Source organism: Streptococcus parasanguinis CC87K, assembly GCF_000507765.1.
In the GTDB taxonomy this organism is placed as follows: domain Bacteria; phylum Bacillota; class Bacilli; order Lactobacillales; family Streptococcaceae; genus Streptococcus; species Streptococcus parasanguinis_J.
This window is the reverse complement of sequence record NZ_KI669401.1, coordinates 133,590-152,848: the sequence shown is the minus strand read 5'-3', so window position 1 is coordinate 152,848 and position 19,259 is coordinate 133,590. Positions and strand designations below refer to the sequence as shown.

At 38.7% G+C, this 19,259-nt stretch carries 25 protein-coding genes and 1 pseudogene; 3 read left to right on the top strand and 23 right to left on the bottom strand.

What is annotated here, in order from left to right; translation table 11 throughout:
- Positions 1-82 precede the first annotated feature (82 nt).
- Positions 83-910 carry an exodeoxyribonuclease III gene (locus tag HMPREF1195_RS00795; RefSeq protein ID WP_023917598.1) on the top strand — a complete coding sequence of 276 codons (828 nt, stop codon included), beginning with the start codon at positions 83-85 and terminating at the stop codon, positions 908-910.
- 11 nt (positions 911-921) lie between these two features.
- A complete protein-coding gene (locus tag HMPREF1195_RS00790; protein ID WP_004219638.1) occupies positions 922-1,308 on the top strand; it encodes a bleomycin resistance protein in 387 nt (128 codons plus the stop codon).
- A 234-nt stretch (positions 1,309-1,542) separates the two neighbouring features.
- Here the strand turns inward: HMPREF1195_RS00790 and HMPREF1195_RS00785 are convergent, their stop codons facing one another.
- Complete coding sequence (locus HMPREF1195_RS00785) at positions 1,543-2,181, bottom strand: hypothetical protein (protein ID WP_023917595.1); 639 nt, start codon at positions 2,179-2,181, stop codon at positions 1,543-1,545.
- 107 nt (positions 2,182-2,288) lie between these two features.
- Between HMPREF1195_RS00785 and HMPREF1195_RS10565 the strand changes: the two are divergent.
- A pseudogene (locus HMPREF1195_RS10565) lies at positions 2,289-2,381 on the top strand (bleomycin resistance protein); the annotation flags it as partial.
- A gap of 98 nt (positions 2,382-2,479) precedes the next feature.
- On the opposite strand, the gene HMPREF1195_RS00780 reads toward HMPREF1195_RS10565, so the two are convergent.
- The 22 genes from HMPREF1195_RS00780 to HMPREF1195_RS00675 form a co-directional block, all read right to left on the bottom strand.
- Positions 2,480-4,447: a peptide ABC transporter substrate-binding protein gene (locus tag HMPREF1195_RS00780; protein WP_023917593.1), complete on the bottom strand. Its 1,968-nt coding sequence runs from the start codon at positions 4,445-4,447 to the stop codon at positions 2,480-2,482.
- Between the two features lie 266 nt (positions 4,448-4,713).
- Complete coding sequence (nth, locus tag HMPREF1195_RS00775) at positions 4,714-5,337, bottom strand: endonuclease III (RefSeq protein ID WP_023917591.1); 624 nt, start codon at positions 5,335-5,337, stop codon at positions 4,714-4,716.
- A gap of 160 nt (positions 5,338-5,497) precedes the next feature.
- Positions 5,498-6,190, bottom strand: coding sequence for a 5'-methylthioadenosine/adenosylhomocysteine nucleosidase (locus tag HMPREF1195_RS00770; RefSeq protein ID WP_023917589.1), 693 nt, complete (start codon positions 6,188-6,190; stop codon positions 5,498-5,500).
- A gap of 24 nt (positions 6,191-6,214) precedes the next feature.
- A complete protein-coding gene (gene macP, locus HMPREF1195_RS00765; protein WP_023917587.1) occupies positions 6,215-6,550 on the bottom strand; it encodes a cell wall synthase accessory phosphoprotein MacP in 336 nt (111 codons plus the stop codon).
- Positions 6,551-6,561: 11 nt separating this feature from the next.
- On the bottom strand, positions 6,562-7,107 hold the full coding sequence (locus HMPREF1195_RS00760; RefSeq protein ID WP_023917585.1) for an NUDIX hydrolase: 546 nt from the start codon (positions 7,105-7,107) through the stop codon (positions 6,562-6,564).
- A gap of 9 nt (positions 7,108-7,116) precedes the next feature.
- Entirely contained in the window at positions 7,117-8,496 is a 1,380-nt protein-coding gene (gene glmU, locus HMPREF1195_RS00755; RefSeq protein ID WP_023917583.1) for a bifunctional UDP-N-acetylglucosamine diphosphorylase/glucosamine-1-phosphate N-acetyltransferase GlmU, read from the bottom strand.
- A gap of 381 nt (positions 8,497-8,877) precedes the next feature.
- Complete coding sequence (locus HMPREF1195_RS00750; protein ID WP_023917581.1) at positions 8,878-9,318, bottom strand: ASCH domain-containing protein; 441 nt, start codon at positions 9,316-9,318, stop codon at positions 8,878-8,880.
- On the bottom strand, positions 9,260-10,162 hold the full coding sequence (locus tag HMPREF1195_RS00745; RefSeq protein ID WP_023917579.1) for a putative PEP-binding protein: 903 nt from the start codon (positions 10,160-10,162) through the stop codon (positions 9,260-9,262). The genes HMPREF1195_RS00750 and HMPREF1195_RS00745 overlap by 59 nt, the downstream gene beginning before the upstream one ends.
- Positions 10,163-10,203: 41 nt before the next feature.
- Positions 10,204-10,932 (bottom strand): GNAT family N-acetyltransferase, encoded by a 729-nt coding sequence (locus HMPREF1195_RS00740; RefSeq protein ID WP_037599263.1) that lies wholly within the window; start codon positions 10,930-10,932, stop codon positions 10,204-10,206.
- 7 nt (positions 10,933-10,939) lie between these two features.
- Positions 10,940-11,419, bottom strand: coding sequence for an NUDIX hydrolase (locus HMPREF1195_RS00735; RefSeq protein WP_023917575.1), 480 nt, complete (start codon positions 11,417-11,419; stop codon positions 10,940-10,942).
- Positions 11,420-11,458: 39 nt separating this feature from the next.
- The gene (locus tag HMPREF1195_RS00730; RefSeq protein WP_023917574.1) at positions 11,459-12,064 is read right to left on the bottom strand and encodes a DUF6707 family protein; all 606 of its coding nucleotides are present in this window, start codon (positions 12,062-12,064) and stop codon (positions 11,459-11,461) included.
- A gap of 65 nt (positions 12,065-12,129) precedes the next feature.
- Positions 12,130-12,684 carry a DUF4304 domain-containing protein gene (locus HMPREF1195_RS00725; protein WP_023917572.1) on the bottom strand — a complete coding sequence of 185 codons (555 nt, stop codon included), beginning with the start codon at positions 12,682-12,684 and terminating at the stop codon, positions 12,130-12,132.
- Positions 12,685-12,819: 135 nt separating this feature from the next.
- Positions 12,820-13,749: a hypothetical protein gene (locus HMPREF1195_RS00720; RefSeq protein ID WP_023917570.1), complete on the bottom strand. Its 930-nt coding sequence runs from the start codon at positions 13,747-13,749 to the stop codon at positions 12,820-12,822.
- 89 nt (positions 13,750-13,838) lie between these two features.
- A complete protein-coding gene (locus HMPREF1195_RS00715) occupies positions 13,839-14,237 on the bottom strand; it encodes an NTF2 fold immunity protein (protein WP_023917568.1) in 399 nt (132 codons plus the stop codon).
- Between the two features lie 83 nt (positions 14,238-14,320).
- On the bottom strand, positions 14,321-15,061 hold the full coding sequence (locus HMPREF1195_RS00710) for a hypothetical protein (protein ID WP_023917566.1): 741 nt from the start codon (positions 15,059-15,061) through the stop codon (positions 14,321-14,323).
- Between the two features lie 163 nt (positions 15,062-15,224).
- On the bottom strand, positions 15,225-15,914 hold the full coding sequence (locus HMPREF1195_RS00705; RefSeq protein WP_230514270.1) for an SMI1/KNR4 family protein: 690 nt from the start codon (positions 15,912-15,914) through the stop codon (positions 15,225-15,227).
- Between the two features lie 33 nt (positions 15,915-15,947).
- Positions 15,948-16,511 carry a hypothetical protein gene (locus HMPREF1195_RS00700; RefSeq protein WP_023917561.1) on the bottom strand — a complete coding sequence of 188 codons (564 nt, stop codon included), beginning with the start codon at positions 16,509-16,511 and terminating at the stop codon, positions 15,948-15,950.
- Between the two features lie 54 nt (positions 16,512-16,565).
- The gene (locus HMPREF1195_RS00695) at positions 16,566-16,850 is read right to left on the bottom strand and encodes a hypothetical protein (RefSeq protein ID WP_023917559.1); all 285 of its coding nucleotides are present in this window, start codon (positions 16,848-16,850) and stop codon (positions 16,566-16,568) included.
- A gap of 98 nt (positions 16,851-16,948) precedes the next feature.
- Entirely contained in the window at positions 16,949-17,389 is a 441-nt protein-coding gene (locus HMPREF1195_RS00690) for a hypothetical protein (protein WP_023917558.1), read from the bottom strand.
- A 115-nt stretch (positions 17,390-17,504) separates the two neighbouring features.
- Positions 17,505-17,978: a hypothetical protein gene (locus HMPREF1195_RS00685; protein WP_023917557.1), complete on the bottom strand. Its 474-nt coding sequence runs from the start codon at positions 17,976-17,978 to the stop codon at positions 17,505-17,507.
- 49 nt (positions 17,979-18,027) lie between these two features.
- Entirely contained in the window at positions 18,028-18,546 is a 519-nt protein-coding gene (locus HMPREF1195_RS00680; RefSeq protein ID WP_023917555.1) for an Imm26 family immunity protein, read from the bottom strand.
- A 104-nt stretch (positions 18,547-18,650) separates the two neighbouring features.
- Positions 18,651-19,166, bottom strand: a complete 516-nt coding sequence (locus HMPREF1195_RS00675) for an Imm26 family immunity protein (protein WP_023917553.1) — start codon at positions 19,164-19,166, stop codon at positions 18,651-18,653.
- Positions 19,167-19,259: the final 93 nt, after the last annotated feature.

The following is a 19,259-nucleotide window of genomic DNA, read 5'->3' as shown; positions in this document are numbered from 1 at the left end:
AGAATTCAAGGCATTCTAATCAGAAAAAAATATATTTTTTGTTATAATAAAGTTATCTATCATGTCAAGAAAAGGAAATACAATGAAACTCATTTCATGGAATATCGACTCGCTTAATGCTGCATTAACTAGTGATTCAGCACGCGCCAAACTCTCTCAAGAAGTCCTCCAAACCTTGGTTGCTGAGGATGCGGATATCATTGCCATTCAAGAAACCAAGTTATCCGCCAAAGGACCTACCAAAAAACACCTTGAAATCCTTGAGGAACTCTTCCCTGGCTATGAAAACACCTGGCGCTCTTCTCAAGAACCGGCTCGTAAAGGCTACGCTGGAACCATGTTCCTCTATAAAAAAGAGCTCACACCCGTTGTGACTTTCCCAGAGATCGGAGCCCCTTCGACCATGGACTTGGAAGGTCGGATCATTACCCTAGAATTTGATAAATTTTTCGTTACTCAGGTATACACACCTAACGCTGGTGATGGTCTCAAACGTTTAGAAGAACGTCAAGTATGGGATGTCAAATATGCTGAATATTTGGCTGAATTAGACAAAGAAAAACCTGTCCTTGCAACCGGTGACTACAACGTTGCTCACAAGGAAATCGACCTTGCTAACCCAGCCAGCAACCGCCGTTCGCCAGGATTCACAGACGAAGAACGCGAAGGATTTACAAATCTTTTGGCCAAAGGATTTACAGATACCTTCCGCCATGTCCATGGTGATGTCCCAGAACGCTACACTTGGTGGGCGCAACGAAGTAAAACCTCAAAAATCAACAATACAGGCTGGAGAATCGACTATTGGCTCACAAGTAACCGTGTGGCAGACAAAGTTACCAAGTCATATATGATCGACTCAGGCGCTCGCCAAGACCATACACCAATTGTATTAGAAATTGATTTGTAAGGATGGTCTTTATGAATTTCAATGCAGTGATTCCTGAGTTTATTGTATCGAATTTAGAGCAGTCCCGTTCCTTCTACTGTGATTTACTGGGTTTTACCATCGAATACGGGCGACCAGAAGAGAACTTCCTCTTTCTTTCTCTTGAAGAGTGCCAGCTAATGATAGAGGAGGGGAGTAAGGAGGAACTAGCTGAACTGACCTACCCCTTTGGTCGTGGAGTTAATATCTCCTTCGGCATAAAAGATGTCCCTAGACTCTATCAAAAAGTAATCGAGTCTAACTATCCTATTCATCGTCCTTTGACCAAAAGAAAATTTCGTGTTGGTGAACAATATATCTATCCCCATGAATTTGCAGTTCTAGATCCAGATGGCTATTTTTTAAGATTTAGTGAATAAGAAAATAGATCACTAGAGTAGAAAAAGAAACAAAAAAAGAAAGAGGCTGGGACAAAAGTCCTAGCCTCTCAATTATTTTTGGATTGTCGAGCAAGACGCAGTGGTTGAGTGGGCTCTACTACGCTGATTTCATCAGCTTTTACAGCCCTACTCAACTGTGCGGAGGTGGGACAACGAAATCGAATTCTAACGAATTACCAATTTCTGTCCCACTCTCTTTTAGTCTTTTGGGGATTATTTCCCAGGAATATTTGGATCTAAGCCCCAAGATTGCTCGAGAACAGGTCTTAAGGCTTTAATCATATCTTCTGAACCTACGATTGTGATATTGTATACTTTATCGCCTTTTTGGAATACCCATTCGTACAAAATGTTCCCATTTTTAAATGTTACTTTTATTAAGAAAGCGTCCTCACTGGCAAAAATAGCTTTTACACCTTCTAAACTAGTTTGATTTTTGGCTTTTCCCCAGAAGCTATATAAACGGTCCGCAAGTAACTGTGCGTCAAAGGTTTCGTTGGGGCCAAGTTCAACAGTATCTTTAGTGTTTGATTCCATTAACAACATATTGTGTTTGTCTGGTGATGAATATTTGAGCGTTTTGCTACTTTGAGTTTTGCTACTTTGAGCTTTGAAATTATATACGACCCAATCTTTAGGGATATTGATATAACCAAAATTTTCATTTCCGATACGTTGAGTATCTGCAAGGGATATTTCTTTTGCCCTAGAAGAAGACCCAGGAGTTGTTGTTTGAGCTTTTGTCGTTGATGCAGCCGTAGTTTCTGTTGCTTTCTTCTCTCCGTTTCCGCATGCTGCTAGTATAAATGCAGATAGAAGCGTTACAGAGCTTAATATTATTTTGTTTTTCATCAGGATTGTTCTCCTTAAAGTGGTTGACTCACATGTATTATATCATTTTTTATAGTTTATTTAAATTAAAACAGGAAACGCTTTCACTAAAAAGCATAGGGTATAACAAAAGAAAATTTCGTGTTGGTGAACAATATATCTATCCCCATGAATTTGCAGTTTTAGACCCTGATGGCTATTTTTTAAGATTTAGTGAATAGAATGAGACGGACTGACTTTCAAGACTTAAAAAACCGGAGCCCTTACATGACGGCTCCGACTTTTTTATCTTCATTGATAGACCAATGATTGATTTTTTTTATTTTTTCTTCTCAATGTGATCTTTGAGATCTTCTTGAGCTTTTTTATTGGATTCTGCTTTTTTCTTCAACCATTCTTCTTTGGCCTTGTTAAAGTCTTTTGTAGTGACAACATCTTTAGACATTTCAAGGTATTTGTAGAATGTTCCTGTTCCTTTTGTACCAACCCATGAAGCAGCACGGCTGTATGGCACAGTCCGTTGAAGCATTGGAGCACCACCATTTGAGACTGTTGGAAGCGTAATCGAGCTATCTGTCAACCAAGCTTGCGCTGCTGCATATTTTTCATAGCGTTTTCCTTGATCCAACAATTCAGCATCGGCGTCTTTCAACATGTTAGCGTATTGATCCAAACCAACTGTTGCAATGGCTGGATTGTTTGAACCTGCATCAATACCAAGATAGTAGAAGACAGAACCATTTACTGGGCTGATACTTTCGAGGTAAGTCGATGGATCTTGGTAGTCAGGAGCCCAACCACCGCCTGAGATATCGTAATCTCTCGCAGCTGCTGTATCGCTGAAGTAGGTGATATTTTGGAAATCATCATCCGATACCTTTTGAAGGTCCACAACGACATTGTCTGCACCAAGCGCTGACTCTACAGATTGTTTGAAGGAGCTAGCTTGTTGGACCATGCTGTTGTCCACTTGGCTGACAATGTAGTCCAAATGAATTGGGAACTGAACGCCTTGTTTTTGCAATTCAGCTTTGGCTTTCGCAAAGGAAGCTTTGGCTTTTTCTGGGTTGTAAAGGCTCGTTTGACCATCGGCCAGGCTCACACCCTTCCATTGATCCCCATAGGTAACCAATTGTTTTTCAACGACCTTACCAAAATCTTCTCCATTGACTTGGACATAAGTTGGTGGTACCAAGGTGCTACGAAGGGTATTTTCAGCCGCATCAGATCCAGATACTTGTGCCGCATATGATTTGCGGTCAAAGCCAAAGTTCACCGCTTGACGGAAGTCCTTGTTCAGGATTGCTTTCTTGGTAGAAGCTTTTTGTTCATCCGTTGTTTTGGCTGTGTGGTCATACTTTTGACGGTCCAAGTTGAATCCAAGATAGTAGGATGTTCCCAATTGCAAACCGTAGACAATGTTGTCACCAAAGTTTTTCTTGACACTCTTGTAAGTCGAGCTGTTTGGCATAACAGATGCAAAGGAATATTGACCTTTTTCAAAGTTCTTAATGATAGAATCTGGGTTTGATCCATCGTTAAAGGTCAATTTGACATTGTCGATATGAACATTTTTCGCATCGTAATAGTCTTTGTTCTTGACCAATTCAATCTCAGATTTTGAAGTCAATGATTTCAGGTAATATGGACCATTGTATAAGATGCTGCTAGGTTTCAACGAACCAAAATCTTTCCCTTGAGATTTCAAGAAATCCGCATTGACTGGGAAAAGAACACCTGAGGTTGTTTTTGAGTTCCAGAAGCTTTCTGGACGAACTAAAGTATATTGTATGGTGTGGTCATCTAAAGCTTTCACTCCAACTGTGTTAAAGTCTTTGGTTTCCCCTTTTACGTAGGCATCCAAACCTTTGATCGAATTTTGAATCAAGAAGAGACCTTCTGATTTAGACTCAACCGCGTGTTTGATCCCTGTAATAAAGTCTTGAGCCGTTACAGCACCATATTCTTCTCCTTCACTCGTATACCATTTGGCATCCTTACGAAGTTTGTAAGTATAGGTTAATCCATCTTCAGAGACAGTCCAATCTTCTGCTAGACTTGGCACAAAGTTTCCGTATCGGTCGTTTTCAAGAAGACCATCTACAAGGTTACTTGTGACATCTGAAGTTGTTGTACGAGTTGCAGCGATGTAATCCAAGGTATTTGGATCCGCTGAATAGACGAATGAGTAGGTTGCTTGATTGCTACTACCACCGCCACACGCTGCTAAGAAAAAGGCACCTGCAACAGAAACTCCTGCAAGAGCTAACAGTTTTTTTGCTTTCATCACTATCTCCTTATGTTAGATTTTCTACCATTATACACTATTTCTTAAAAAAAACCAAATTTATTTTAAAAAAGTTCGTTTTTTCTGAATGAATATAATAAGATATAAAGAAAAAGCATCTTGAAATCGACCTCAAAGAAGCCGGATAGGGGAGTCTAGGCACCTACCACCAGATCCAACAAAGATATCACCTTTCAATCCTTTTAATAAATATACGTTTCATCACAAAAAAGAACCTCTGCACTTTCGAGCAGAGGAACTGATTCCTAATCAAAATGATAGAGTTGTGGGTACTGGTCACATTCAGGATTTTTCGGGTGGCAGATAGCCCTTCCAAAATAAATCATGGCTTGATGGGCAGCTAGCCATTCGCTCTTTGGCAGAACATCCATGACCCGCTTTTCAACTTCCAATGGCGTAGCTGATTTCTTGACAATATCATGGTGCTTGCAGATCCGCTCCACATGGGTATCGACAGCAAAAGCTGGAATCCCAAAACCTACACTCATGACGACATTTGCTGTCTTGCGTCCTACTCCTGCTAGACTTTCTAACTCTTCACGAGTCTGAGGCACTTGCCCATCAAAATTATCTAGCAATTGTTGGGCACATTTTTTGAGAAATTTGGCCTTATTTCGATAGAGGCCTAATTTAGAAATATGCTTGGCGATATCAGCCTCACTGGCTACTGCCATGGCTTGGGGGGTTGGAAAAGCCGCAAACAAACCTGGTGTCGCTTTGTTAACAGCCGCGTCTGTCGTCTGAGCTGAGAGCATGACTGCTACTAGTAATTCAAAATGATTACGAAAATCCAGACTTGGCTTGGCATCTGGAAAGAGGGCGATAATTTCTTCAATCACATGACGTGCCCGTTTCTTTGATAAAACCATATTCTCTCCTTTACATTACTAGTCTTTATTATAGCATGAAAGTTCCCTATTTCTGAAAGATTCGGCTTCAGAAAAAAATGGAACGAGGAATGAAATTGAATCTAACTTCATTCCTCGTCCCACTTCTATCATCAGATATTCCTTGGCCCTATTGTTTATTTTACACCAATCTCTTCAAGAAGGTAATCAGGGTTTGAGCAGAGCGTTCGCCAGCCTCTACGATAAATTCATCAAAAGAGATATTGGCTGCGTGATCTGCCGTATCACTCATAGCTCGAATGACCATGAAGGGACGCCCAGCTGCATGAGCGGCTTGGGCAATAGCTGCCCCCTCCATCTCAACTGCCAAGACTTCTGGGAAATGCTCCCGAATTGCTGCGACTTTTTCTTCACTCGCGATAAAGCTATCTCCTGTTGTAATCAAGCCCACATGTGTGGTTGCAGCTTCTTCTTCCAGAACTTTTTTCATTTCTGATACGAAATAGCGACTAGATTCAAAGTAAAGCGGTTGGCCTGCCATTTGACCGTACTTATAGCCAAAAGCTGTCACATCCACATCATGATAGGCCAATTTGTTCGCAAGGACGATATCCCCAACAGCCATTCCTGGGGCAACGGCACCTGCAGAACCCGTATTGATAATGGCTTCCACTTTGAAATCATTGGCCAAGACGGCTACACTCATAGCAGACATGACTTTTCCGATACCACTTTCCACCAAAACGACCTCATGGCGTCCAATTGATCCTGTATAGTACACTTTTCCAAGACGCAGATGCTTTTCCCCATTATCAAGGGCTTCAACCAAGATCTTCAACTCCTGGGGCATGGCTGCGATAATTCCAATTTTCATGTCATTTCTCTCCTTGTGACGACCCTATAGACGCCAAATAGCAATGATCAAGGCAATGAGGAGCACAATGATCCAGAACAAAATCTTATTGAGTTTGGATTGGACCACACTTTGTTTGCGTTCTTCAATGCGACGACTCTTGGTCACTGTGGGCTCCACTTGGATCTGCACAGTATCCTGAGAATAGCTCTCCTGTGGACGCTCCATACGACTCTCTCTCATAGGACGTTCGTAGCCAAATCCTCTGTGGTCTGTCCGAATAATCTTCGTTTCTTCAGCATCGACCATATTAGGACCGGTGATGTCCTCACCTCGCCTTGCTCGTTCAATCATTTCATCGGTTAATAAAGGTTTTCCCATCGGATCCTCCTCTATTTATTGATTAAGTCCCAATATTGGATAGCCATGATGGTCTTGGCATCACATATTTCGCCAGTTTGGATTAAATTTTTGGCTTCCTTCAAGGTCACTTCTAATAACTCTAAGGTCTCATCCGCATCTTGTGGACGTGGATTTTCCACCTTTTTCAAGTTGGTCGCACCATAAAGTTTGATCCGCTCATTACAAAATCCAATGGCTGAATAAAAATCATACAACAACTCTAGATCCGCTGTGTAGCCAATTTCTTCTTCCAATTCGCGCAGAGCAGCCGCTTTAGGGTCTGCATTTTCTCCCTTTTCTAACTTCCCTGCTGGAATCTCCACCGAAGTCTTTTCAATCGCCTTGCGGTACTGCTTGACCAAGATCGTTTTCCCATCTTCTGTGATCGGCAAAACCGCTACTGCTCCGTTATGGAAGATTAAATCACGCTGCGCTTGGCCTTTCCCAGCGGGTAGTTCTACTTGATCAGTGACCACTTGGAAAATCGGCCCCTGATAAATCTCCTTGCGCTCAATGGTTTTTTCTTCAAATTGCATGAGAATCTCCTATTTATTTTTAGGATGGTGTGGCAAGCGAAGGGCATACTCTTCTTTATTCACTTGACGGCCACGACCAATCGCAATCGCATCAGCTGGTACATCCTTGGTAATGGTTGATCCAGCACCGACTAAGGAATTGTCGCCTAATTCAACTGGCGCAATGATCGTCGAATTGGAGCCGACAAAGACATTGTTTCCAATCGTCGTTTTAAACTTGTGTTGGCCATCATAATTCACTGTGATGGTTCCTGCACCAAAATTAACGTTGCTACCAACTTCACAGTTTCCAATATAGGTCAAATGACCAGCTTTGGTATTTTCGCCAATAGACGAACCTTTGACTTCGACAAAATTTCCAATATGGACATCTTTTGCAAGGCTAGATCCTGGACGAATGTGGGCGTAAGGTCCCACTGTCACGCCATCAGCTACTGTGCTCTCTTCAATCATGGAGTTGGTAATAACGGCACCTGCCCCAATTTCACTATCCACAATATAGGTTCCATTGGTTAAAACTGTCTCAGCCCCAATTTTTGTGTGACCTTTTAGGGTAACATTGGCTTCGATTTGCACTTCTGGTGCGATCTCAACATCGACATCGATATAGGCCGCATCTGGATTGACAAAGCTCACCCCATTAACCATGTGGGCTTGGTTAATGCGACGACGCATGATGCCTTCTGCTGTTGCAAGGGCCACGCGGTCGTTAACCCCCAGGCTTTCATCAAAATCTTTGAGCGTATAGGCTCCAACTTTCTCTCCTGCTTCTCGGAAAATCCCGATCACATCTGTGATATAGTATTCACCTTGGGCATTGTTGGTATTGATATTCTTCAAAGCTTCAAAAAGGCGCGCATTGTCAAAGACATAAGTCCCTGTATTGATTTCTTTGATTTGTTTTTCAAAATCTGTCGCATCTTTTTGCTCAACAATTCGAAGCACTTCCGCATTGTCATTACGAACAATCCGGCCATACCCAAATGGATTGGCTGCTTCGGCTGTCAAAATCGTTGCCACATTCTTGTGGTTGATATGGAAGTCAATCAAGTGTTTGAGACTGTCACCCGTAATCAAAGGAGTGTCTCCTGCAATGACGAGGGTATGCCCTTCAAGACCTTTCAAGACTGGCTCTGCCATCATTACCGCATGACCAGTTCCCAATTGTTCGATTTGTTTGACAAACTCTGTTTGTCCAGCTAATACTTGCTCCACCAATTCCGCCTTGTGGCCCACAACCGTTACAGTCTTCTCAGGTGAGATGGCTCCAACACTACGGAAAACATGTTCCAACATAGAGATCCCAGCAACCTTGTGAAGAACCTTAGGCAGATCTGATTTCATACGGGTACCTTTCCCCGCTGCTAAAATAATGGCATAATTTGGCATAACATTTCTCTTTTCTGTACAATATCGCTTACATTATACCATTTTTTAGCCCTTTTGGAAAATAAGACCCAAACCAAAAAACTCTCCTATAAGGGAAGCTCGAATGTAGACAAACTATTTTTTAGTAAGATAAGTAACGTTACTCAACAAATAAGTAATAATAGTTTTAATTTTAAAAATTAATCAAAAATATACTAAAACTTTCCGCTGTGAGAAAAGTGCTTGAAATACGATCATTTCAAGCACTCGGGAGTTTTGAGACCTTAGGCTCAAAACTAAGTCATGGAACTTCGAGGAAGTTCGCTGACGTCCGTACTCACCTAAGGAAAGTTTTCAAATTAATTTTGTCTTCAATGTGACTCTCCTAAATGGAGAGCGTATCTATAATGGATAAATCTTGCGAAATTCTTCTAAAACCACCTTGCTATCAGGTGTAAAAGTTAGTCCCGCTTCTCCTAAACAGTCTGTGAAAAAGTCTTCATGAACCTGACGCCAATAAGCTAGAGATTTGTCTCCCTCACCTTCCTTGTAGGCATGGTCAGCTGAAACCTGTTTGAAAGGCTGAACAGAAACCTTTGTAACTTCAACAATGCAGACAGCCTGATCTTGACTGTCTAAAATGACATCAAAAGTCCCTTCTTGGGGAAGGGGTTCGTCCTCTAATGCGTAGAGGTCGTAAGCTGAGGCTGTTGCTGTTTTTTCGCCTTTAAAGACCAGTTCCGCTAAAAGGTCTGGTTCCGCTCCAAAAGCCCAGGCGTCTATCTCATCTCCGATAGAGGGGTTGATTTGCTTGTAGGCATTCCACATTTCTTGAGGTGTCATGGGTTCTCCTTTGTAATTTTTTACTTTCTTCTTTTATATGTTTAAGATGGTCTGGATGGTCAATTTCTAAATCAAAAATCTCTGGAATAGAGCTGTAATGGAGAATACATTCGATACCCATCTGATTCATTTTTTGTATGAAAGAAGTATTCAGATAGCCTGCTACAGCAAAATCAATCTTGTTCTTCCTTGCTTTATCCTGCATCTGTCTCAACATATCTAACATAATTGGACTTTCCATATCATGCCATTGACTGTTTCTCACAGTCGCAAAAATAAAAGAAGTTAAATCATTCATTCCAACTACAATCTTTGAAATACCAGTTTCCAGTATCCTGTCCAAGTCGAAATAAGCTGATGGTAATTCAATCATCGTGCCAACTTTCCCGGTAAAACCATACTGACGCAATACTGTAATAGCTTGTTTTAATTGTTCGGCATCATTGACAAAAGGAAAAATAACAGACAGATTGGGATTGGTTTGAAAAACTTCGGTAACAACATTTATCTCAGCCTGAAATTCATCTGGACACGCCAACAAACGCCTGATACCTCTGTATCCAAATAAGGGGTGGCGTTCGTCAAAATACTCTTTAGTCCCGTCTAGAATATTTGCTTCTGCATTTGTTAACTCTGAAAAGCGATACCAGACTTCTTCATCTGAGTACAAATGACAAATAGTGTCTAGATAATCTTTCACAAATTGCTGACAATTTGGTAATAGTATGTTTTGGTTTAGTTCTCTCAACAAGTATTCCCCACGAATCAAGCCGACGTGGTGCAATAAATGGGGATAAACTTTTTCAACAATTTTTTCGCCACTAAGACCTAGTTGATTTTGCATTTTCATTCACCTCGTCTTAAAAGATACAATATCAGATATCATTATATGATACTTTCCTCTAGTTCAAAAGCTTCATAAGGTTCAACTAACTCGTATCCTAAAAATTCTGCTACTTTTTTGGAAGCCTCGTTATGAGCATCCCAAAGTGGAAACATATCTCTATTTAAACTTTCTAGAATCATTGCAGCACCAAGCTTTTTAGCAAATCCATTTCCTTGTTCGTTTGGTCTAGTTGCAACTTCCACTTCAACTGCTCCATGGTAAACTAAACCTGAGGAAATCCCAGCAATCAGTTCATTATTTTTAAGAATAACAAAGCCAAATCCACCTTTTAAAGTAAAATCCTGGTAGGACTCAAAATCCCCCTGTAAATCTTGTGACCATTCTTCCTCAGAAAGATAGTTATAAATACGATTATCAATAGGTACAATATTGTAACCTTCCTCTAAATGAGTAACTATATCATTTAGAAATTCAACTTGAAAATTTGCCTTATCCTTAAAAGAATAGCGAGTAAAAGAAATTAACCCCACTTGCTGATGCAGAAAATCTTGCCACTTAGTGTCTTCTGAAATAATAATCTTATAATCTAAACCATATTGCCTAACAAAGTCTTCCCAAAATCTAGAATTTAATTTCCCTGCTAGATATAGAAAATTCCCAATATCATAAAAGCTCGTTGTCCTATCACTGTTTCGATAAACAGTTCCAATTTGAGATTTAAGACCATAGAGAACCATATATTTCTTCCATGTTTTAAATAGTTCCATTCTCCCTCTATTTTACCTTCCAATTTCTATAGCTTGTCATGTCTAATTCTGGAAATCCTCGTAACTCTGCCTTTACCTTTAATACTAAAGGCGAAGCATTATCGGCAGTAATCTCTTCCAAATTTAACCAAATTGCCTTTGCTGAATCATTGCTTCCGTCAAGAACCTCCTGAGGAAGGGGTTTTTGAGGGCCTTCGAAATCAAGTTCTATATCATAAAAGACCATGATATGGTGTACAGCAAAGTCTTTCCCTTCTTCTTGAACCATCACATCGTAAATTCTAGGATTTGAAAAACTGCTAAGCGTATAGCCTGTCTCTTCAAGAACTTCTCTCTTGAGGGTTTCTGTCAACCCCTCACCGAGTTCCTGACTACCACCCGGTAGATCAAAGCGATGCTGATAAGGTCCTCTCGTTTTTTCAATGCAGAGCAGTTTCCCTTCTTGAAGACAGACTCCGTAGACGCCAAAATGATTTTTGATTTCCATATTCCACTCTTTCTATAATTCCAAAATTGCTAGCTCACCTTATCCCTTAAAAGGAAATAGGCAATAAATTCCATGCTCCTTGATATACTTCTTCAGTATCTCTATATTTTCTTCTATTTTTTCCTGTATATCTATCTCTTCACAAGTTGACTCAGCAATAAAGAGGTAAATTTTCAACAAATCTGTCAAATATAACAGACGACGTTCCATTTCTGATTCAGAACTTGAAGCTTGCTCGATTTTTGCAAGCTTTTGCTCCAAGCTATCACCATTCAAAAATCTCTGATGAACTCTCCTTCTTATGTTTTGAGTGGATTCCTCCCCTTGTTCTAACGGAAACAAAAGGAGTTTTTTATAGGCGGATAGCTTATTTTCTGCCTCTTTTTCCAGATAGGCCAATAAAACCAGAGAGCTATCAACAAAGGTCCAAGTGTTATAATTCCCTTCAAATGGAACTTGTATGATCCTATCTAATAATTCCTTAGTCATTTCCTCTTGACCATCCAGATAAAGTAAATAGGCCAGATGATTTAGCGATTCGAGATAGGTGGCTTGAGTCTTCTTATTCTTTTTTGGTACAAGACTGATGTAGGTTGCTAACTTGACATCATTTTCAACCTCTTCGATTAGTTCTTTCACATTCATTCCTTTTCTCCTACCGGTTTCTTTCGTCAGGATATTGATCAGTAAATCTGCACTTTCACTCCGCCCTAATAAGTAGTTTTAATTATTTCTCCTGAACGAATATAGGTCTTAAAGAATTTTTTAGGAACAGAAGCAATCTTAGGTGTAATGGATAAGCCATAGTTTGCAAAATCTAAAGCCAACTTCTTAGAATCGATTGAATCATAATACTCAACATATAATCTGCATAAGTTCACTTTGCTGATAGAGAATTGTTTTAACAACCAATCCTTCTCAAGATCCTTCTCGGGATCTATGCTCGAAAATACGGTAGAATACGATGAATACTGAGCAGTAAAATCAATGGCCTCTTGGACAGCTTTTTCCAATTCAGCTTGATCCATGCCATTTCTATGATCGATAGAACCTAATCGCGTCCTTAAAGCACAATCCACTTCTTCTAACAGTCCCGCGTCCAGAAAGAGAGGATGAAGGCCAATATTAACGAAATAGGCAGTCCCATCTGATTTTCGTTGAAAATAGATGACCGTGTAAAAATCATGATCAATTTTATAATAGTTATGGGTCCGCTTTAGTCGCGAAAAGCCATTTTTTACGAAGAGTTCTTTGGCCTCTTTCATTTCATTACCTCTATTTCTAACAGAATGTGGGGAGTTCCTCATTGCATTTTCCTAGGAATCTAAATGGATATAGGTGATTCCTATAATTCCTTGCGATTGCATGGGTTATTGACGGTCTCCATCTATTCTACACAACTAGTCTAAGATCGTTCCTAGAATCATCTTGTTTTGCTCGGATAGCTGAAAGTTATCCATGAAATAGGGTAAAAAGTCATCAAGCAAGGGATGGCTAAGCCCGTCGATTGGGAACCCTCTTTTCTGACGTTCTTTTAGTAAAACTAAGATTTCAATTGGGAAATATTGCCATAGTAAGGTATTGAAGTCTACTAAATGACTATCTTTGGTGTTCGCTAAATGATAATCACACATGGATAAAAGTGTTTCTCTAAAAACATCAACATCCTCTGAAAAAATAGTTTTCATAACCTGTTTATAGACATCATTCACATTCTGATAAGGATTCTTGTCCAAGGGTTGATATTTGGCATCACAAGCATTCTCCAGTAGGTTAGCAAGTCGATCACCCTTACCATTTCCATAAAGAAAAACGACTAAAGGCAATAAACTCTTGGCTGAAAAGAAAATAACTTTTTTCCCTTTTTCAACTTGGGCTTCTTTAAAATAGGCTAATTTATCAATTAAAAACTCTACATAAGTATCATCTAAATAGGCAAGGGCAAATAAGATATTCAAACAAATATCTGTATCAAAGTTTGAGCCCCCTTTAGCCAAATATTTAGCAGAAGCCATATCGGCCATTACAGAACAAAAACAGCCATTTAGCAAAGATTGATAGGTTTCAGATGTCTTGTTTTCTATAAAATTAGAGACTAGAGGATAAGGACTTATAGAATCAATCATATCTAAGTGATCATACAGGTATGATCTTACCTCACCATTTTCTTCGTAGTTAACTTTAACGCTTTTCTTATCAGATTTTAGAGCTGTTAAAATGGCTTCAGTATTTGATCGGTTTTCTGCCTCTAAGTGAAAATCTCTCGCTTTTAGTACTTGATTTCTAATGGTTGTTAATTTTCTTTTTTGATTTGAAAGTGATTTATTCATATTGACCCCTAGCATTTCATTACTTACACTTAAACTACCACTGTCTTTTGAAACACATTTCTTCCTGTCTTCCTACATTTTTCAGTATATCACAAGGAAGAATTGATCCACTTCCCATCATCAAGCCATTCCTTCTTATCAATCCACCATTTCCCCTTTTGAAATACCATTCGAAAACGATAGAGAGTTTCTAAACCAGATCGATTCTCCTTAATATACAAATAAGTTTGATTCCCGTCATACTCTTCATCGACGATGGGATGCGTTTCTAATTTATAGTCAAATGGAAATCGAACAGATAAAGATACTTCCCTTTCTCTGAGTGTTTTTTTAGATCTACAAAACTGATCAAATATAGCAGCTAATTCATCCTTCAACATCTCTTTATCGGCTTGGTTTCTTAGGCTCCTTGTGGCTTTCCTCTCCCAAGAATACATGGCCTGCATAAACTGGAGTAAGGTTTCTTTTGCTAGATTCGTATGGGTCATATTTCCTCCTACTTAAACAACGGGACTAAAGGTTCGTTTATTATGAAGACATCGGTCATAAAAAGCTGGATTAAAGGCATTTTTTACCCCTCACGCATGCAAACATGTGGTAACTCTCTTCTAAGAAGTTCCCTTTGCTTTTGATTTGTTCTTCCCGTTGTTAAAAATCGGAGATGTTTCAGACCCTTCAGGTAGCTAACTGTTGTTGCGTAGTTAAAAATAGACGTATCGACAAAATCCAAAAAACGAAGCTCACTAGAGGACTGGATAAAATCCAATTCTGGTAATTTTTTATTTGCCGTAAATGAAAGATAGAGTAACTGATTTAAATCTCTAATAAAATTTAAGTTGGGCAACTTTACACCATAATCAAAGTGCAGATAACGCATGCCTTTATGAAAAGAAATGTTCTCTATCGTTTCCAAATTTGTCATGGAAGATATCCCTAGAGCTTTCACACAATCATTCTGGGGTAAGATGATCTTTCTTACTTTTCTAGCCCCAACTATTAAAATCTTTTCTACTTGTTCATATTTTGAAAAGTCTAGCACATCAGATTTACTTCCCATCAAGTAAATCACCCTCGTATTGCTAGGTAAAGAAAGCTGGTTAAAATCTACATCTTTCAGCATATCCTCTGGGTTTTCGACAATGTACTTTTGTCTTAATAAGCGATTGATATCGATGAATTCATTATAAGTCAATTTTTCATCCAATAATGGTGCAATCTCTTCAATAGAATGCAGAGGCTCCATTGCCATTAGATTCTCTCTTTCGGAAAATCCTTTTTTAATGATCTCTAAATATTTATCTAAACTGGTCATTATTCACCTCTTTTCATGAATAAAATGCTTCGTTTTCTATTTTCAACCTAAATCATTTTACAATGACACCCTGACTAGAAGACTAAATCATCGCTTGTCGCCAAAAGGTTAAAATCATGAATCTCAAGAGTACTCTTTTCTATATAAACTTTATCCTGCTTGCTCAATCTCGATCAAAAATGACCTTGACTCTGGCTCTACCCGAAGCGTCTAGATATTGCTCTAGTTTCGTAATAGACTCCTCTGAATCAGACAATTGAACTAACAAATCCCCATTGATGGTCATGACATCCTTTGTCGGTAAAAGCATGAGATTCTCAACGCTTGGATCATTCACCATCATTAAGGAAGGGGAATAAATACAGCTTGTGGAGAGGTCTAGATTTCCAAATCGTTCCCTAGCAGAAACAAAAATAGATTCCATCCCACCTTGGGCTTTCAGAACAAATTCCCTCTCAAAAAATGCTTCAAAACTGTCATAGATCTCGATGACATCCATCGTAATCCCATCTAAATAATAAACTTGATGACTTTGAATGTTCCCATCCTTCAATCTATAAGCGAATTGATCTCCAATAGCAGACATACCAAAAAAATAGTAGTCTGATACATAATCTCTCCAGACATCTTTCCATAGCTCATCAGAATTCCAGGAATCTAGCGTAATAGCTTGAGTAGAATCCGTCCCAAACAAGCGATAATAGCCACCATAAAACTCCAAGCCATTGGTCATGGAGAGCAAATCCAGGTGAGCTTGAGGAAACTGTCTGGCTTTGAGTTTTTCTAGTTCAAGAGCTGAGGCCCCACTTTCTTGTATAATCAGATCCTCACAACATTTTAAAAAATTCTTCATTTCCATTTGCTTCTCATCTCTCCATTTTTGGCTTTAGCCAAGCATAAATTCAATAAAGTCTTTTCGATAGGCTTCAGGAAGTTGCTCCTCGATAATAGCCATGATTCCTGTTAAAAAACCTTCTTTATAGTCCGACAAGTCCTCATCAATGTAGATGTCATTCTCAAACTTGGTGATTTCTAGCTTTTTCATCTGACTATAAGTAGACAAGAAAGTAGATAAAGAGGGGCTTAAGCAATAGAGCTTAGAATTTCCAGGAATCTTGCCAAATACAGGACTAAGCTCGCTAGTTAGATCACAAAAAATTGGCTCATCCCCCATCATGTGGGCAAAAATCACATAACTCTCTTTCCAGCTAGTATCCTGCCATCCTTCTGATGCAGCTTCACATAGAGGGAGAGGAATTAGAGCAAGATCATAGGGAGCTCCTCTAAAATAAGCTTCTTCCTCAAAGCTCAAATGTTGGTAGAACTCTTTCAATTGACCAGACAAATCTGGCTTTTCGACATGGAGACAGTTACTAGTAAATACAAGCTCTCCTAAGCCCTTGTTTCTATGATAGACTTCTACAAATTCCTTCAACAAATTGAACATCATGATTGGACTCCTCTCACATTTTTGGGATTATATTTAGCTATTTTCAACTGACGATTACGTATCATTCTGACCGCTAGCGACAGCCTGAGCCCAAATTCGTTCAAATTCCTCTTGACTAATCTTGATGGAGTCTGATAAATCCAACTCATCTTTTCGACCATCATAGAGTAGAAACCCTACTTCTGGAACATAATCCTGTAGGCAAGAGGAAGCATAAGAGTGCCCATTCAAAACGTTAATTTGTCGACTTGCACGCTGACCAGTAAACTCTGTATAAATAACTCCTAGGCCTGTCATAAACTCACTATTGCCATAATAATAATATTCTTTTTCACACATTAGAATCTTCCTTTACCATTTGTCTCTCCAAGAATGGCATTCTTTCCTCTTTGCCTCTTTCATCGACTAATTCTATATTCATTTTCAATTTATAGAATCTACGGGCTCTTAGATTTATTCTCCAAGACTCTCACTTCTACTTTATCCTCCGCTAAATGGAGATCCAGTACTTTTTCCTGGTCTTGAAAGAATAGCGTCAGGTCTCTGGTAGAAAATTCAGTAAAATAAGAGGGCAAAAAGTCATCCAAAGACTCCATTTGAAATAAGACATAAACTGGTAAAAACTCCCACAAAACTAGGATAAACTGCCTTCTATTTCCAACTAGACTTTGAATTGACCTACTTAGATCTTTAGTAGTAAGATTGGCAGGAAACTCATAAAGGCAAGGAATCGGAGAGTCTATAGGATTCAACTCCCCAGCATACCAAGCAATTTCTTTAGGTTTATCGGTCAGAAAATAGACATCCTTAATCCCCTTCAACTGATTGATTCGTCTTTTCACTTTTAACAAGGATAATTTCTTTTTTAAGTCACTCATTGTTCTCACTCTCTCGTTAGCTAACGGGTGCTTGCTTCATGAAAAACATTTGATAGGTCAGAATAAATCTCTAGCAAAGCCTCATACTTTTATATTTACTTTTAATCATGTTATCTTAAATAGCAAACAGGATCCCTTCAAAATACCCTATCGGCCAATGTCCCATATAATACAAGTTAACAATATTTTCCCAATAAGACCCTAACGACAAGGACTTTTCTACTAAATATTGTCTAAAAGCAAAGGCCATTCCCATTTTAGCAACATTTGAAAAATCATGCGCTCTGGATACAAACAGGCTTTTATCCATCTCTCTTGCCTTTTGGAATATAATTTGACTAACCATTTTCCTATAATCTACAAGTTCCTCTGGAACCTTAAGATCCCCATAAAATGGATCTTTATCACTCAGCGACGACGGAAGCCAATTCATTTTTTTATATAGATTCTCAAAAGCTTCTTCCGTAGGATTTATAAAAGCTTCATTGACGGTTTTTATAAAGATAACATGATCTATCTGTTCAGTTTCTCCCATTTTAAAAAAGAAATCACTTTTTATAAGACGTTCAATCTCATCATCCCAATTCAATTAGTCTACCTCAATTCTGTCATTTAAAAAAAATTATCTGATTTCATAACTAAATGTTGATTACTCTTGCTTTTAAACTTTCAATAAATCTTTTTTCTAAATGAGAAGAAAGCCAAACTGTCCATTCTTCATAATCCTTGCTCTCCTCAAAAGAAATAAACTTTTCTTGACCATTCTGCCATAATCTAGGCTTTTCATGCGGTAAGGCAGGAAGAAGTAACTGTATTTGAGAAAAATGAGAATCTATTTCGCAGTCATACTTCTCTTCTTGTCCGACTTTCGGCCAACGTTTTTTATATATTCCCAGACCATTTATGGTAATTGGCGGAAATAACCTTCCTGATTGGATGATGTCCTCTATTTCAGGAGACAATCCATTGATTAAAGTAAAAACCTCTATGAGTATACCGCCACCACCTAGATCTTTGATGATTCTACAATAGGCGAATTTTTTATTTTCCCCAGAGAAATCAGATTTTTTAAATCTCTCTAAATCGGATCTATCAGATAAAAACAAAGGAATTGCGAAAATTTCTCCACCGCTAACATTTGCTAATTTATTTACCATTATTTTTACTCCTCAATTGTTTTATATCTTTGTTTGCTGATTACCTCACGACTAGAGAAGAAGATAGTGAATACTTTTAAACTTGACTAAGCCCTTCAACTGATTTAGAAAGAACCATCTTTTTCTTTCAAGCTAGTGATAATCCTAGTTTCTAAGTGTTGCGCACTCCAACTCCTTGAGGATTCATACTGTTCACTCTCTTCAAAAGAAATTTCCCTTTCTTGTCCACTTTTCCTTAATCGAGGTGTACCACCAGGTAAAGCAGGATAAACAAATTGGATATTGGAAAAACCTGAATCAACTTCTTTATCATAACTCTCTTGCTTTCCGAGTAATTTCCATCTTTTTTTATAGATACCGAGACCATTTATCATGATCGGATCATATAGACGTCCTGAATTAAGAATATTTTCAAAGGTCACAGGTAACTTGCTCACAAGTTTAAATACTTCAATTATAATGCTGACACCCGAATCATCGATAATCCGACAAAAAGCAAAGAGTTTATCATCTCCTTCTAAATCAGCTTTTTTAAATCGTTGCGTCTCTATATATTCAAATAGAAATAGAGGAATTGCATAGAATTCGCCAATTTCTACTCTTGCCAATCTTTTAGCCATAACTTTTCTTCCTTAATTGTTATTATATCGGAACTTATGTTTTCCCTAAAATTAGCTCCATAATCCATCTCACAGTAAATCGTAGCTTTGATT

Bases quoted from the DNA above. Each gene is read 5' to 3' on its own strand.
- HMPREF1195_RS00770 (WP_023917589.1), bottom strand. From the start codon at position 6,190: ATGAAAATTGGAATTATCGCAGCCATGCCCCAGGAGTTGAAGATCTTG.
- HMPREF1195_RS00790 (WP_004219638.1), top strand. From the start codon at position 922: ATGAATTTCAATGCAGTGATTCCTGAGTTTATTGTATCGAATTTAGAG.
- HMPREF1195_RS00745 (WP_023917579.1), bottom strand. From the start codon at position 10,162: ATGCAAAATCAACTAGGTCTTAGTGGCGAAAAAATTGTTGAAAAAGTT.
- HMPREF1195_RS00715 (WP_023917568.1), bottom strand. From the start codon at position 14,237: ATGACCCATACGAATCTAGCAAAAGAAACCTTACTCCAGTTTATGCAG.
- HMPREF1195_RS00725 (WP_023917572.1), bottom strand. From the start codon at position 12,684: ATGAAAGAGGCCAAAGAACTCTTCGTAAAAAATGGCTTTTCGCGACTA.
- HMPREF1195_RS00675 (WP_023917553.1), bottom strand. From the start codon at position 19,166: ATGGCTAAAAGATTGGCAAGAGTAGAAATTGGCGAATTCTATGCAATT.
- HMPREF1195_RS00750 (WP_023917581.1), bottom strand. From the start codon at position 9,318: ATGACACCTCAAGAAATGTGGAATGCCTACAAGCAAATCAACCCCTCT.
- nth (WP_023917591.1), bottom strand. From the start codon at position 5,337: ATGGTTTTATCAAAGAAACGGGCACGTCATGTGATTGAAGAAATTATC.
- HMPREF1195_RS00735 (WP_023917575.1), bottom strand. From the start codon at position 11,419: ATGGAAATCAAAAATCATTTTGGCGTCTACGGAGTCTGTCTTCAAGAA.
- macP (WP_023917587.1), bottom strand. From the start codon at position 6,550: ATGGGAAAACCTTTATTAACCGATGAAATGATTGAACGAGCAAGGCGA.
- HMPREF1195_RS00690 (WP_023917558.1), bottom strand. From the start codon at position 17,389: ATGAGTGACTTAAAAAAGAAATTATCCTTGTTAAAAGTGAAAAGACGA.
- HMPREF1195_RS00760 (WP_023917585.1), bottom strand. From the start codon at position 7,107: ATGCAATTTGAAGAAAAAACCATTGAGCGCAAGGAGATTTATCAGGGG.
- HMPREF1195_RS00680 (WP_023917555.1), bottom strand. From the start codon at position 18,546: ATGGTAAATAAATTAGCAAATGTTAGCGGTGGAGAAATTTTCGCAATT.
- HMPREF1195_RS00695 (WP_023917559.1), bottom strand. From the start codon at position 16,850: ATGTGTGAAAAAGAATATTATTATTATGGCAATAGTGAGTTTATGACA.
- HMPREF1195_RS00730 (WP_023917574.1), bottom strand. From the start codon at position 12,064: ATGAATGTGAAAGAACTAATCGAAGAGGTTGAAAATGATGTCAAGTTA.
- HMPREF1195_RS00780 (WP_023917593.1), bottom strand. From the start codon at position 4,447: ATGAAAGCAAAAAAACTGTTAGCTCTTGCAGGAGTTTCTGTTGCAGGT.
- HMPREF1195_RS00710 (WP_023917566.1), bottom strand. From the start codon at position 15,061: ATGACCAGTTTAGATAAATATTTAGAGATCATTAAAAAAGGATTTTCC.
- HMPREF1195_RS00700 (WP_023917561.1), bottom strand. From the start codon at position 16,511: ATGATGTTCAATTTGTTGAAGGAATTTGTAGAAGTCTATCATAGAAAC.
- HMPREF1195_RS00785 (WP_023917595.1), bottom strand. From the start codon at position 2,181: ATGAAAAACAAAATAATATTAAGCTCTGTAACGCTTCTATCTGCATTT.
- HMPREF1195_RS00740 (WP_037599263.1), bottom strand. From the start codon at position 10,932: ATGGAACTATTTAAAACATGGAAGAAATATATGGTTCTCTATGGTCTT.
- HMPREF1195_RS00720 (WP_023917570.1), bottom strand. From the start codon at position 13,749: ATGAATAAATCACTTTCAAATCAAAAAAGAAAATTAACAACCATTAGA.
- HMPREF1195_RS00705 (WP_230514270.1), bottom strand. From the start codon at position 15,914: ATGAAGAATTTTTTAAAATGTTGTGAGGATCTGATTATACAAGAAAGT.
- glmU (WP_023917583.1), bottom strand. From the start codon at position 8,496: ATGCCAAATTATGCCATTATTTTAGCAGCGGGGAAAGGTACCCGTATG.
- HMPREF1195_RS00795 (WP_023917598.1), top strand. From the start codon at position 83: ATGAAACTCATTTCATGGAATATCGACTCGCTTAATGCTGCATTAACT.